Raw genomic sequence first — 13,951 nt, 5'->3', positions numbered from 1 at the left:
CTTCGCAACACGCGGCAGGGCGCGCCCACCATCGCGCGCCCGCGCCGGCATCCCAGCCCAGGGCCAGTCCGAGCCCTCTCTCCGCCAGGATGCCGGCGTCCACTCCGGCCCCGCCGCTGAACCTCGCCCCCTGTCAATGCCTTGTCCGGCTCCGTCGTGGATTGCCAGAATGGGATCTTCCCGTACCGCGGCACAGACCTGAAGCAATGCACGACGCCAAGAACGCCCAGAGCGCGCTCGCCCAGCAGATCGCCCAGACCATCGCCGACGAGATCGGTGCCCAGTCCGCCCAGGTGCGCGCCGCCGTCGGCCTGCTCGACGAGGGCGCCAGCGTTCCGTTCATCGCGCGCTACCGCAAGGAAGTGACCGGGGGCCTGGACGACACCCAGCTGCGCAACCTGGAAACCCGGCTGACCTACCTGCGCGAGCTGGAGGAGCGCCGTGCGGCGGTGCTGGCCAGCATCGGCGAGCAGGGCAAGCTCAGCGACGAGCTGCGCAACGACATCCTGGCCGCCGACACCAAGAGCCGGCTGGAAGACCTGTACCTGCCGTACAAGCCCAAGCGCCGTACCCGCGCCCAGATCGCCCGCGAGGCCGGTCTCGAGCCGCTGGCCGATGGCCTCCTAGCCGATCCCACGCAGGACCCGCAGGCCTTCGCGGCCGCCTTCGTCAACACCGACAAGGGCGTGGCCGACACCAAGGCCGCGCTGGAAGGTGCGCGCGCGATCCTGATGGAGCGCTGGGGCGAGGACGCCGCGCTGGTCGGCGAGCTGCGCACCTGGCTGGGAGAGACCGGCGTGATCCGTGCCAGCGTGGCCGAGGGCAAGGAAACCGAAGGCGCCAAGTACCGTGACTATTTCGAACATGCCGAATCTCTGGCGAAGATTCCTTCGCACCGGTTGCTGGCGCTGTTCCGCGCGCGCCGCGAAGAGATCCTGTTCCTGGAACTGGACCCGGGCAGCGATGCCGAGGCCGGCCACCAGTACGCCGAAGGCCGCGTGGCGCGCAGGGCCGGCATCGCCGACCGGGGCCGCGCCGCCGATCGCTGGCTGCTGGACGCCTGCCGCCTGACCTGGCGCGCCAAGCTGCACACCCATCTGCTGCTGGACCTGTTCAACCAGGCCCGCGAGAAGGCCGAGGCTGAGGCCATCGCGGTGTTCGGCGACAACCTGAAGGATCTGCTGCTGGCCGCACCGGCGGGCCCGAAGACCGTGCTTGGGTTGGACCCGGGCATCCGCACCGGCTGCAAGATCGCCGTGGTCGATGCCACAGGCAAGCTGGTGGCCACCGACACCATCTACCCGCATGAGCCACGTCGCCAGTGGGACCAGTCGGTGCAGACGATCACGCAACTGTGCGCCAACCACAACGTTGAACTGATCGCGATCGGCAACGGCACCGCCAGCCGCGAAACCGACAAGCTGGCCGGCGAAGCGATCAAGGCTGCCGCCAACCCGAAGCTGCAGAAGGTCGTGGTCAGCGAGGCGGGCGCCTCGGTGTACTCGGCCTCCGAGTTCGCGGCCAAGGAGTTCCCGGGGCTGGATGTGTCGCTGCGTGGCGCGGTGTCGATCGCGCGTCGCCTGCAGGACCCGCTGGCCGAACTGGTCAAGATCGAACCCAAGGCGATCGGTGTCGGCCAGTACCAGCACGATGTGGACCAGTACCGGCTGGCACGGGCGCTGGATGCGCGCGTGGAGGACTGCGTGAACGCCGTGGGCGTGTACGTGAACACCGCATCGGCCGCGCTGCTGTCGCGGGTGTCCGGCCTGTCGGCCACGGTGGCCGAGAACATCGTGCGCCATCGTGACGAGAACGGCCCGTTCAAGCGCCGCAAGGATCTGCTGAAGGTCGCGCGCCTGGGCGAGAAGACCTTCGAACAGTGCGCCGGCTTCCTGCGCATCGCCGACGGCGACCAGCCGCTGGATGCTTCGGCGGTGCACCCCGAAGCCTATCCGGTGGTCGAGCGCATCGTGGCCAGCACCGCACGCCCGATCAAGGCGCTGATCGGTGATGGCAGCTTCCTGCGTGGCCTGAAGGCCGAGCAGTTCACCGATGACACCTTCGGCTTGCCGACCGTGCGCGACATCCTGAAGGAACTGGAGAAGCCGGGCCGCGACCCGCGTCCGGAGTTCAAGGCTGCGCGCTTCGCCGAAGGCGTCGAGGACATCAAGGACCTGCGCGAGGGCATGGTGCTGGAAGGCGTGGTGAGCAACGTGGCGGCCTTCGGTGCCTTCGTCGATATCGGCGTGCACCAGGACGGCCTGATCCACATTTCGGCGCTGTCCGACACCTTCGTGAAGGACCCGCGTGATGTGGTCAAGGCTGGCGATATCGTCAAGGTGAAGGTGCTGGAGGTGGACGTGGCGCGCAAGCGCATCGCCCTGACCCGGCGCCTGGACGATACCCCCGGGCAGGCCACCAGCCGCCCGGGCCAGCGTGATGAGCGCGGCCATGGGCAGGGTCCGCGCCGGGATGCAGGCGGCCAGAACCGCGGGCCGAACCGGGGCCAGGGCAATGGTGGCCGTCCCGCCGCGTCCGCGCCCCCGGCCAACAACGCCCTGGCCGAGGCCTTCGCCCGCGCCAAGCGTAGTTGAGGACCGTGTTCCCCGTCACGCTTGATTCGTGGCGGGGGACTTGTCGATTTTCCCCGTGATTGCGCACACTTGCGCTTGAGGGGAGGCGTCCGGCCACCCCGCTGTCGCTGGGGAGGGCCATGACGCCAGCAGGACCCGTCGTCTTCGTTGAGGTCTGCAGCGTCGCGCTGCGGCCGCTGCCTGCCTGCGCGGGCCGGGGGCAGCGGTGATGGCGGGCCAGGGCACCAACGGCAACGGGTTGCTGGAGCGCCGCCTGCAGGCGCTGGCCGAAGAGCGTCGGCGGCTGGCGATGATCATCGATGGCACCGCCGCGGGCACCTGGGAATGGAACGTGCAGAACGGCGAGATGCGGGTCAACGCGCGCTGGGCCGAGATTGTCGGTTACCGCCTGGAAGAGCTGGAGCCGGTCTGCCAGAAGACCTTCCTGAAGCTGGTCCATCCCGATGACATAGCGCTGTCGGACGCGGCACTGGACGAGCATTTCGAGGGGCGCACCGACAACTATGCGTGCCTGCTGCGGATGCGCCACAAGAATGGCCAGTGGATATGGATCCAGGACCGTGGCCGCGTCTTCGAATGGGACGCGCAGGGCAAACCATTGTGGATGGCCGGCGCGCATGCCGACGTGACCGAGCTGCAGCAGGCCCGACAGGATGCGGCCGAAACACGGCAACGCCTGCAGGCCGTGGTCGATGCCTCCGACGAGGTGGCGGTGATCGCCACCGATATCGATGGCACCATCACCCTGTTCAACACGGGCGCGCAACGCCTGCTGGGCTACAGCGCGGCGGATGTGGTCGGCCAGCGCCGGCTGGATGCCTTCCACGATCCGCAGGAACTGAATGCCTGGCTGCGACCGCTGGCCGATGCCGATGGCCAACTGCCAGATGTGTTCGAGGCACTCAGTGCGCGTGCCGATGGCCAGACCTATTCGCGGCAATGGACGCTGCTGCGCAAGGACGGCCAGCCACGCCAGGTACGCCTCTCGATCAGCCGCATGGACGGTGCCGACGGTGTACGCATCGGCTATGTCGGGATGGCCATCGACATCACCGAGATCCTGCAGGCGAGGGCCGAAGCGCGCTTGTCCGCGGAGAAGTTCGCCGGTGCATTCACCTCGGCTGCGCTGGGCATGGCGCTGGTGTCACTGGAAGGGCGATGGCTGGACGTCAACGATGCGCTGTGCCGGATCCTCGGCTATCCGCGGGAAGAACTGCTGCAGGTGGATTTCCAGCGTCTCACCCATCCTGATGACCTGCAGACCGACCTGGCCCTGGTGCAGGACCTGCTGGCCGGGCGTCGCAGCCACTACCACCTGGAAAAGCGCTATCTCGATCGCGATGGCAAGGTCATCTGGGCCCGATTGTCGGTCTCGCTGGTGCGCAACGAGCATGGCGAGCCGTTGCATTTCGTGTCGCAGATCCAGGACATCACCGCCCAGCGCAGCAGCGAGCAGCGGCTGTTCGAGAGCGAACAGCGCAGCCGCATCACCCTGGATGCCGTGGCCGACCTGGTGCTGAGCGTCAGCCTCGATGGCCGTATCGATTACGCCAATGCCGCTGCAGTACGCATGTTGGCCGGCGATGGCGCGTTGTCGCTGGCCGGACACAAGGTGCAGGATGTGCTGGCGCTGACCACCGAATACGCGCCGGGTTCGGTGCTGGACGTGTCGGTACTGCTGGATCCGGACAGCAATGCGGTCGACCTGCATGCCGACCTGCTGCTGCGCCTGGGTGCCGCCACGGTGCCGGTGGACCTGACCCGCGCCTGGTTGCGCGATGACGAGGGCCACGTGCGAGGCGCGGTCTGGGTGCTGCGCGACGATACCCAGCAGCGTGCCCGCCAGCGCGAGGCGCGTCATCTGGCCGAGATCGATCCGCTGACCGAACTGAGCAACCGCCGTGGCTTCGAGGTGCATCTGCAGCAGGCGATCACCCGTGTCGAACGTACCGGCCAGGCCGCGTCGCTGATGTACATCGATCTGGATCGGTTCAAGCCGATCAACGATACCTGGGGCCATTTGGCTGGCGATGCGGTGCTCTGGGCGGTGGCCAGCGTTCTGCGTCACGGGGTGCGCGATTCGGATGTGGTGGCGCGGCTGGGCGGCGATGAGTTCGCGGTGATCCTGTCCGGTTGCACGCCGCGTCGTGCAGCGCGCATTGGCGGCGAGCTGCTGCATACCCTGGCGTCGCTGTCGATTCCGTGGGACCAGGACCGGTTGCGGGTAGGGGCCAGCATCGGCATCGCGCCGCTGGCCGGGGGGATGAGCGTGGACCAGGCGGTGGCCGCGGCCGATGCCCAGTGTTACCGGGCCAAGGCGATGGGCCGCAACAACGTGCAGGTGCAGGGCGAGGCCAGTGAGCTGCCGGGCGATGATTCCGAGGTCGTCGAGGGCTGATCTCAGCCTGTGAGAGGGCGGGCGCAAATACTCCGCGCACCTCCTCTCTTACAGGTGATCCCATGAATGTCTGCAACCCGATGGCGGTGCGTGCCTTCGCCCCGGCCCTGGTCGGCTGGTGCCTCGCGCTGGCCGCCTGCCTGCGTACGGAACAGCTGCGCGGCGACCTGCACGCGCAGGCCTTGCTGCCGGTGCTACAGGGCGGGGCGGTCGCCCTGCTGGTGTTCACGCTGTCCTGCATCGGTGCCGCCAGCATCGTGCTGTGGCGGGCGGGCAGGAAGGAAGTACCGCCTCATGCTTTTGATGCTCAGGCCCATGCTTCACGGGAAGGCGCAGAGATCACCTGAAGGGAAAGAGATGTTACCTGTCGATATAACGCCTGCAACACCACCCTTTGCATTGATGCCGTTGCAGTTTCCAACACCCAAGCGACGATTCTGAATGAACCGGTTGGAGCGGAATGTTGCCGTGGTACCGCCCGATGTCTCAAACACCGCCCCACCATAGTTCGCACCGCTTACAGCATTGTTTTCTGCAAGAAAGCGCTGTCAACCCTGTACGACGTCGATACCCCATTCGCCAGGGCGTTCAATCACCGAGTTCTTGATGGTGCAGTCGACGCAGTTCACCAGATAGATGGCGCTGGCGCCGGAGTCGATGACGCGGGCGCCATCAATCATGACGTTGCTCGAGTTGTAGATGGCCATCTCGCCATCGCCCCCCGGGCCATCCTTGCGGCCGGTCAGCTGCCCATAGAGGATGGTGACGTCGCGGGAATCGGTGATCCACAGATTCGGGTCTGCCACATTGTTGCCCGCTATGCCGTTGGCACGCATGAAGGTGTCCCATATATCCACACCTTTCCCGCCCACGACACCAGTGCTGATCTGGAAGCCGACGATATCGAGGCTCCAGATGATGATGCGGTCCTGATGATAGGCCAGTACACCGAAGTTTCCGCCTGTACCGGTGGACAATGTGAAGTTGTGCAGCATGGTGCCGCTGCCGAGCCCGATTGCCTTCTGTGGGGAGCCATGGGCGGAGATCACGACGTCGGCCATGCTCGCACCCAATCCCTCGATGGTCGTGCCGGAGGGTACTTCAAGTGGTGCAGGCCCAGTGACGTAGGCGCCAGGCCGCAGGCAGATTTTCTTGCCAGGTGCGGCTGTCACTGCGGCAGCAAGGTCACCACCACTGTCGAGAGTGAGATCGCATGCCGAGGCCTGCGCAGCACCGGTCAGGCCTATGGCAAAGAGTACGGCGGAAATGCGTTGTTTCATTATGGGTTCCTTCCGTGGAGTGGTTGAAGTTGCATCCAAGATACCGCAGCCGACCGGCTTGACGTCAACGCAGAACTTCATCCGCACTGACCAGCTGCACATCGTGCATCTGGTTGAGGTACGCCTCGTAGTAGCCCTTGTGCGAGGCACCGACGATGGTCAGCATGCGGGTGCCCGGGTGCTGGCCGAGCACGTCGCGCATGTTGGCGACCATGCGCAGGTTGCGGGTTTCCCAGTAGCCCACGTAGTTGCGGCCGAAGCCTTCCGGCGAGGGTTCGACGAGCGTCGCGCCGAAATCGCTGTTGAAGGCCAGCATCGCGGCCTCGGGTGCGTTGTAGGCGCGATACATCGCGAGCAACCCATCCGGTTGAGCAAGATTGGCTTCCAGTCGTTCATCGGCCGCCCTGCGCGCTTTGGCGAAGGAATTGTCCCAGGCACCGCGTATGGCGGCAGCGTAGGCCTTCTGCTGCGATTCCGGTGTAGGCGAATCCGCAGTGTGGTCGTCGACCGCCCACAGCCGCTCCAGCCCCAGGCGCGCGGCGAGGACGCCGGCCACCAGGCCGGCCTCGTTGCGGCGTGCGATGCGCGTGTCGAGGAACTGCACCAGCTCCGGTGTCAGGCTGTCCGAGGCACGTCGCTCTTCCCTGGGCAGCCGCAGCCATTGGACGACTGCCGAGCTGCTCTCGCCCGCAGCCAGGAACACTGCGGCCAATCGGCGTCGCTGGGCAGCGGTTGGCGCCTTCGGCCAATCCGCAAGCAGGCGTTCCATCTCCACGTTGGCGCTGGGCACGTCCAGGCCGGTGGCGGCCTGCGCCGGTGCCGGATCGACGCAGTAGTCCGCTACGCTGTCGGCGTATCGGGCCGGATTGCGGCGCATGAAGTCACACTGCAGGCCGGACAGGTTCTCCACTGCGATCGCGGTGGGCCGCCAGGCTTCCAGGCGCTGCAGCAGAGGTTCCAGCATCGCCGGCGTGAAGGTCTCCGGCAGGCTGGACAGGTGCGGGCTGCCCAGCACCAGCACTTCGTTCGGGCGCCCTGCGGGCGGTCCCTTCAGCTGGTCCGGGTGGAAGGCCGGTCGATAGGCGGTGTCGTTGGCCAGCGCGCTGCTGCTGCATACGGCCAGGAAGAGAAGGCTGGCAAAGCGAGGGAACATGCGATCTCCATGTCGATGAGCATCCTGCGGGACCTTCATGCTGGTCATATTCTCCTGCCGCGGAATCCCGCATTGGTCATGTAAACCTTTTTGCCTTGAGCTGCATCCTTCTGCTGAGCGATGCTGTACCCAGCGCCCAGGCAATGCAGAACATGACGTCCGACGACTGGATCATCGACAGTCCGCGGCTGCACCTCCGGCCGTTCACGCCCCGGTGTATTCCTTGGCCTGGCAGGCCTGCATCGAGCCCGTGACGCAGAACCCGAACTGGGCATCTGGATCGCAGAAATGATGCATGGGCACGGCTATGGCCGCGAAGCCGTGGCGGCGGTGTGGTCGGCCGCCTCAGGGCGCCTGCGTTGTGCTGCGTTCCGCTATCCGGTGGCCGAGCAGAACCGGTCCAGCCGTTCCCTCGCTGAGTCCCTCGGGGGATTGCCTGTAACACGTGAGCAGGGCGTGAAGTACACGGCAATCGTCGACCGCATTCCGGCTGCAATGCACGGAGTTGCGACGGACGTCGCGGAATCCCGCTAAAGCGGCTGACGGCATCGCCGATACTCCCTCTGGATCCCGCTCCAGTCACCCGCCGCAGGACCCCAGGCTGCCCCCGATGGGCGGTCCGCGCAGTGTGTTCCGCCGCTCCCAGATGCCGATCGCACCCGCAGCAGACGTTCTTGGCAGTCGCTCGAGAGGTGCCGTTGGCACCTGTAGTCCCTGGCAACTGATGTTGCCGCCGGGCATCCCGCCCGTCGGGTCACAACCGCTTACCGGACACCGAGGATCAGACAATGCTCATTCCAGGCTTCACGGCAGGCGCGCAGGCGCCGGCCGAGCTGCACACCCGTTGGTCGCCGTGGCGTGCGCTGCTTGGCGTACTGGCGCCGCAGCAACGCACCGGCACAGAGAAGGCGATGACCGACCGCACCGAGCTGGAAGCGCAGGTGGCCGCGCTGCATCGCGTGCAGGCCGTCATCGAGTTCGCGCTCGACGGCACCATCCTGCAGGCCAATGACAATTTCCTGCAGGCGATGGGCTACCGGCTGGAGGAGATCCAGGGCAAGCATCATTCCCTGTTTGTCGACCCCGAGCTGGCGCGCAGCGCCGAATACCGCGACTTCTGGGCGCGCTTGGGGCGCGGCGAATACGACGCCGGACAGTACCGCCGCTTCGGCAAGGGCCAGCGCGAGATCTGGATCCAGGCCTCGTACAACCCGGTACTGGACCGCCAGGGGCGGCCGTACAAGGTGGTCAAGTTCGCGACCGACATCACCGCGCAGAAGCTGCAGGCGGCCGACTCGGCGGGGCAACTGGCCGCGATCACCAAGTCGCAGGCGGTGATCGAGCTCAGCATGGATGGCCGCATCCTGTCGGCCAATGACAATTTCCTGGCCGCCACCGGCTACAGCCTGGACGAAGTGCGCGGGCAGCACCATTCGTTGTTTGTCGAGCCCGAGCATCGCAGCAGCATCGAATATCGCCAGTTCTGGGAGAAACTCGGGCGCGGCGAATATGACGCCGGCCAGTATCGGCGCCTTGGCAAAGGCGGGCGTGAGGTCTGGATCCAGGCATCCTACAACCCGATCCTGGACCTCAATGGCAAGCCGTTCAAGGTCGTCAAGTACGCCACCGACATCACCGCGCAGGTGCATGAAAACCAGGCCATGCAGCGCGCGGTGGCGCAGACCCGCGAGGTGGTGGCCGCGGCCAAGCAGGGCGATCTGACCCAGCGCGTGGCCACCGCCGACAAGAATGGCTCGATCGCCGAACTGTGCGAAGGCGTGAATTCGCTGGTCGAGGCGATGGCCGCGATCATCGGCCAGATCAAGTTCGCCGCGGACACCATCGCAGTCGGCGCGACTGAAATCGCACAGGGCAACAGCGACCTCTCGCAGCGCACCGAGCAGCAGGCGGCTTCGCTCGAGGAAACCGCGGTGTCGATGAAGGGCCTGGCCGAGACCGTGCAGCGCACTGCCACCAACGCGCGCCAGGCGAGCCAGCTGGCCGGTGCAGCCGCCGATGTCGCTGCGCGCGGCGGCAGTGTGGTGCATGAGGTGGTCGAGACGATGGCGGTGATCAATGCCTCGTCGCGGCGCATCGTCGACATCATCGGGGTGATCGACGGCATCGCCTTCCAGACCAACATTCTCGCGCTGAACGCAGCGGTGGAGGCGGCGCGTGCCGGTGAACACGGCCGTGGATTTGCCGTGGTTGCCACCGAGATCCGCGAGCTGTCGCAGCGTTCGGCCAGCGCAGCGAAGGAGATCAAGCACCTGATCGATGAGTCGGTTGCCAATGTGGGTGCCGGTACGGCGCAGGTTGAGAGCGCGGGCCGCACCATGGACGAGATCGTGACCAATGTGCGCCGGGTGAGCGACCTGATGACCGAAATCAGCACTGCCTCGCAGCAGCAGAGCGACGACATCCAGCAGATGAACCAGGCCGTCGATCTGATCGACCAGGGCACCCAGCAGAACGCGGCCTTGGTCGAGGAGGCGTCGGCGGCGGCGCGCAGCATGGAAGAGCAGTCGGCGCAGCTGCTGCAGACGGTGGCCAGCTTCCGCTTGCAGGGCGGCGCCGGGCACCGGCACGGAGCGGCGGCGCTGCATGCGGTCTAGGCGCGGCGACCGGACTGTTCTTCCTTGGTTTCGGTGTCGCCGCGTACGCAGTTGCGACCGGCATGCTTGGCGCGATACAGGGCCTGGTCGGCGCGTTCGACCAGGCCGCGCGGATCGCCGTCTTCGCCGGGTGCCTGCCAGGCCACGCCGATGCTGATGGTGACGGTGACGGTGGCCACGGGGGCGGGCAGGGCTGCGGCTTCGACCGAAGCGCGCAGCCGTTCGCCCAGGCCCAGGGCGTGGGTGGCATCGGGCGAGGGCAGGGCGGCGATGAACTCTTCGCCGCCATAGCGGGCTAGCAGATCGTCGCCCCGTTGCAGGCAGCCATCGAGGATGCCGGCGACGGCACGCAGGCGCCGATCACCTTCCGGATGGCCGTAGGTGTCGTTCAGCCGTTTGAAGTGGTCGATGTCGATCATCAGTACCGCCAGGCCCTGGCCCTGGCGGCGCGCGCGGCGGTGGGCCCGATCCAGCGACTCATCGAAGCTGCGCCGGTTGCCCAGTCCGGTCAGCGGATCGCGCCGCGCCAGCGTTTCCAGTTCATCGCGCTGGCGCTGGATCTCGACCTGGCTCAGCACGCTGCGCAGCGCATAGCCGAGCAGGGAGCCGATGAAGCCGACCGTGGCCAGGGTCGGCTGCAGGCGCGCGACCAGAAGCGCCACCAGCATCAGCAGCAAGGGCAGCATCAGTGGTACGCCGGCATCGACGATGCGCCGCAGGCTGCGGGATACCTCCACTGCCGGGCAGCGACGATGGCTGCCCGCCAGGATGGCCAGCAGCACGAACAGTCCACTGATCAGCAGGTCGCCCCAATTGCCGTCGGGCACCTGCGGCTGATAGGTATTGATGTAGAAGGCCAGCAGGAAGTAGCCCAGCGCGTAGATCGTCAGCGTCCGGAAAAAATCGCGGCGGTCCGGATCGTCCTCGGCCAGGAAACGGATCAGTGCGAAGCAGAACACCAGGCTGTTCTGCACGCCGCTCATGGTGTTCAGGCACTGCGTCCACAAGGCGGTGTTCAGCGGCGCCATCGCCCGCGCATGCAGGTAGTATAGCAGCCAAAGCAGGGCAATGATCCCGAGGTCCACCGCACGGATGTAGCGGTTCCCGCCGCCCGGGCTTGCAGCGACGTAGGTCAGGGGGATCCGGTAGAACACGTACAGGATCAGTGTTGAGGCGGTCATCTGCGCAGGGGCGAGGCCGGCCACATTGCGGTACAGCAGGGCCAGCAGCGCGAGAGAGAACAGGCCGACGGCCGCGCCGAGCAGTCGCCACTGGCAGGCCGCCGGGCTGACGCGTGCACGCCGTACGCAGGCCAGTGCAGCCAGCAGCGGGGCGGTGATCAGCATCAGGTAGGAGCCGACCGGGTCCTGCGGGCCGACAAAGGCAATGACGAGCGCGTGCGTGACGAGAAAAAACAGTGCAGCACGCAACGTCATGCAGTCCCCCACCCCCGGATCCGGCGGGATCACCATAGGCAGATGTACGTGAGGCTGGCAAGAAAAGTGTGCACTACGTCTAGCGACAACCCTGTCAGCGGTCGCAGTTTTGCGTCAGCACAGTGACACCGGAGCGGCTACACGGGCCTGCATCGCCCGAAAAGCAAAAGGCCAGGTCATGGACCTGGCCTTTGATGCTGTGGTGCCGGTGAAAGGACTCGAACCTTCATGGGGTCACCCCCGGCTGATTTTGAGTCAGCTGCGTATACCATTCCGCCACACCGGCAGGCAGCGTGTGAGTGTAACCGAGGAGGGCAGGGCTTTCATAGGGGCAAGGCAGATCGAGGCGTTTCCTGTCGGCATCGGCTCTGCGATGGCTATACTGCGCCGGCTTGAATGCCTCCAGGAGCCATAGCCGATGACAGTGTTGCAGGACCTGAGGGTGCTGGTGGTCGAGAACGACGAGATGAGCGCAGCCTTGCTGCAGATGCAGCTGGTGCATGCCGGCGCGACCGTGGTCGGGTTGGCGGCGAGCGTGGCTGAAGCATTGCGCGTGCTGGAAGACTCGGTCCCCGATGTGGCCCTGCTGGACTATCGCCTGGCCCGCAACGAGACCAGCGAGCCGGTGGCGGCAGCATTGTCGGCGCGAGGCGTACCGTTCGTGCTTGCCACCGGAATGCTGGCTGAGCAGCTGCCCGAGTCCATGCTGTCCGGAGTACTGCTGGTCAAGCCGTATCTGTCGGCGGATCTGACCCGGGCGCTGAGCCGTGCGGTGGGCCGTTCCAGCGCAACGGCGTGAGAACGGCGCTTCAGCCGGCCTCCTCGTACAGGTAACGGATGTCCTCGCGGTCGTCGAGGATGCTGTACTGCCCGGCCAGGTTGTCCGGATCGGGGTTGAGCCACGCATCGAGATGCTCCCTGCGGATCGGTATCACGCCGCGATCGTGACCTGCCGCGGCGACATCGCGTGGCGGGGTGTCGGTGATCGTGGCGAATGAGAGCAGGCGTCCTTCCGGTCCCTCCCATTCCGCCCAAAGGCAGGCCAGAAGCAGGTCGCGGGGCGGGTCCGGGCGAAACTCCAGCACCACATCCTGTTCCTTCTCACTGGCGCCAAGCGCGCGCCCTGCGATCGCGTGGCGTGGTACGTGCTCATAGAACGCCTGCACCACGACAACGCCGTGGCGAAGGCCGAACGCGCCGCGCCAATAGCCTTCCAGGCTGTCGCGTCGTGCGTTGTAGGTGCCGGGGTAGAGCACGTCGTTGCGTGCCGGCTTGTCCGGCAGCCGGCATTGGTAGCGCATCGGCTTGATCACCCGTCGGCCGCTCTCGCTGACCATCACCGGCGCGTAGGTGCCGGGAAAAATGCGGTTGTCGCGCGGCAGTAGTTGTACCCGGTGCAGGTCCTCAAGCCGGGCCTGGGCGCGCTCGATGCGGTTGCCGGCCACGCGCAGGTCGTTGCGTGCCTTCTGCGTGGGGCGGGTGGCGAGCGTCGCGTGGGCGATATCGCGGCGCTCGCGTTGGCGGGCCAGCTCCGCCTCCAGAGCCTGGCGTTCCTGCGCATGCCACTGCTGGATCTTCGCGACGATGTCGCGACCCTGTTCGGTGCGCGCGCCGGCAAAGCCGTCGTCCATGGCCTTGGGGGTTTTCGGCCGCTTCTTGCCGGGATCGTGCGCGTACAGTTCGGCGAACTCCTCCAGCGACAGGATGGCACCGAACTCGCGGACCAGCTTGGCGTAGTCAGCGCGGATCAGGGCGGAATAGCACATGGGAACTCTGCAGGCCTGGGTCGCAGTCGTTGCGACGTGGATGCGGCAGGATAGCCCGACCTACAGGGAGATACCGCATGAATGATTCTGTCAGCTGCCAGTTCCGCGAGGCTGTCCCCACGGTCGAAGACTATTGCCAGCTGCGTGTGCTGGCGGGCCTCAGTGCCAAGAGCCAGGAGGCGGCGGCACGCGCGCTGCCCAATACCCTGTATGGCGTGTGCGCCTACCAGGGCAATGAGCTGGTAGCGATGGGCCGCATCGTCGGCGATGGTGGGTGCCACCTGCAGGTCTGTGATATCGCGGTGCTGCCGCGCCTGCAGGGGCAGGGCCTGGGCAAGGAAGTGATGCGTCGCCTGGATGGCTGGATGCAGGCGAACCTGCCGCCGTCTGCATACGTCAGCCTTCTGGCCGATGGTGAAGCGCACCGGTTGTACGCGCAGTTTGGTTTCGCACCCACCGCACCTGCATCGATCGGGATGTATCGCCGGTTCTGAGGTGTGTTCAGGCTGAGGCCATCCATGCGTGGCATGGATCTACTGGGCCAACCGGCCGCCGGATCCATCCCGGCTCTGCAGTAGCAACTGTCTTGTCAGGGGCAGCCGAGGGCCACCTCGGCGTCTCGCTTACGGGCGTTGAGGATCACCAGCATTTTGCGCATGACCGCCACGAGCGCCACCTTGCTCGCTTTGCCCTTGGCCTTCAGGCCAGC

Annotated in this window: 11 protein-coding genes, 1 tRNA gene and 1 pseudogene; 7 read left to right on the top strand and 6 right to left on the bottom strand. The window is 66.3% G+C overall.

Annotation, left to right across the window (positions count from 1 at the left end; all coding sequences use genetic code 11):
• The first annotated feature begins 206 nt into the window (after positions 1–206).
• The 3 genes from AC5P60_RS16885 (at position 207) to AC5P60_RS16875 (ending at position 5,339) form a co-directional block, all read left to right on the top strand.
• A complete protein-coding gene (locus AC5P60_RS16885; protein WP_495201786.1) occupies positions 207–2,594 on the top strand; it encodes a Tex family protein in 2,388 nt (795 codons plus the stop codon).
• 208 nt (positions 2,595–2,802) lie between these two features.
• Positions 2,803–4,992, top strand: coding sequence for a PAS domain S-box protein (locus AC5P60_RS16880; protein WP_005410083.1), 2,190 nt, complete (start codon positions 2,803–2,805; stop codon positions 4,990–4,992).
• 62 nt (positions 4,993–5,054) lie between these two features.
• Positions 5,055–5,339 (top strand): hypothetical protein, encoded by a 285-nt coding sequence (locus tag AC5P60_RS16875; protein WP_049453095.1) that lies wholly within the window; start codon positions 5,055–5,057, stop codon positions 5,337–5,339.
• Positions 5,340–5,540: 201 nt separating this feature from the next.
• On the opposite strand, the gene AC5P60_RS16870 is transcribed toward AC5P60_RS16875, so the two are convergent.
• The gene (locus tag AC5P60_RS16870; RefSeq protein ID WP_495201785.1) at positions 5,541–6,272 is read right to left on the bottom strand and encodes a right-handed parallel beta-helix repeat-containing protein; all 732 of its coding nucleotides are present in this window, start codon (positions 6,270–6,272) and stop codon (positions 5,541–5,543) included.
• A 64-nt stretch (positions 6,273–6,336) separates the two neighbouring features.
• Positions 6,337–7,425 carry a DUF5694 domain-containing protein gene (locus tag AC5P60_RS16865; protein ID WP_483693801.1) on the bottom strand — a complete coding sequence of 363 codons (1,089 nt, stop codon included), beginning with the start codon at positions 7,423–7,425 and terminating at the stop codon, positions 6,337–6,339.
• Between the two features lie 228 nt (positions 7,426–7,653).
• Between AC5P60_RS16865 and AC5P60_RS16860 the strand changes: the two genes are divergently transcribed.
• Together AC5P60_RS16860 and AC5P60_RS16855 are read left to right on the top strand one after the other, a co-directional pair.
• Positions 7,654–7,959: a GNAT family N-acetyltransferase gene (locus AC5P60_RS16860; protein WP_495201790.1), complete on the top strand. Its 306-nt coding sequence runs from the start codon at positions 7,654–7,656 to the stop codon at positions 7,957–7,959.
• Positions 7,960–8,213: 254 nt separating this feature from the next.
• Positions 8,214–10,040 (top strand): methyl-accepting chemotaxis protein, encoded by a 1,827-nt coding sequence (locus AC5P60_RS16855; RefSeq protein ID WP_483693802.1) that lies wholly within the window; start codon positions 8,214–8,216, stop codon positions 10,038–10,040.
• Here the strand turns inward: AC5P60_RS16855 and AC5P60_RS16850 are convergent.
• The gene (locus AC5P60_RS16850) at positions 10,037–11,476 is read right to left on the bottom strand and encodes a GGDEF domain-containing protein (protein ID WP_483693804.1); all 1,440 of its coding nucleotides are present in this window, start codon (positions 11,474–11,476) and stop codon (positions 10,037–10,039) included. The genes AC5P60_RS16855 and AC5P60_RS16850 overlap by 4 nt on opposite strands.
• Before the next feature lie 200 nt (positions 11,477–11,676).
• Positions 11,677–11,762 (bottom strand) — tRNA-Leu (locus AC5P60_RS16845).
• Positions 11,763–11,894: 132 nt separating this feature from the next.
• Here AC5P60_RS16845 and AC5P60_RS16840 point away from each other — a divergent pair.
• Complete coding sequence (locus tag AC5P60_RS16840) at positions 11,895–12,275, top strand: response regulator (RefSeq protein ID WP_005410076.1); 381 nt, start codon at positions 11,895–11,897, stop codon at positions 12,273–12,275.
• Between the two features lie 10 nt (positions 12,276–12,285).
• Here the strand turns inward: AC5P60_RS16840 and AC5P60_RS16835 are convergent, their stop codons facing one another.
• On the bottom strand, positions 12,286–13,242 hold the full coding sequence (locus tag AC5P60_RS16835) for an SOS response-associated peptidase family protein (protein ID WP_033833934.1): 957 nt from the start codon (positions 13,240–13,242) through the stop codon (positions 12,286–12,288).
• A gap of 77 nt (positions 13,243–13,319) precedes the next feature.
• Here AC5P60_RS16835 and AC5P60_RS16830 point away from each other — a divergent pair, with 77 nt between their 5' ends.
• Positions 13,320–13,736 (top strand): GNAT family N-acetyltransferase, encoded by a 417-nt coding sequence (locus AC5P60_RS16830; RefSeq protein ID WP_005410074.1) that lies wholly within the window; start codon positions 13,320–13,322, stop codon positions 13,734–13,736.
• Between the two features lie 95 nt (positions 13,737–13,831).
• Here AC5P60_RS16830 and AC5P60_RS16825 read toward each other — a convergent pair.
• Positions 13,832–13,951: pseudogene (locus AC5P60_RS16825) on the bottom strand (IS110 family transposase); the annotation flags it as partial.

The sequence above is a fragment of the Stenotrophomonas sp. YJH_SMC_120 genome (genome assembly GCF_059368675.1).
This window is presented reverse-complemented; position numbering and strand designations above follow the sequence as displayed.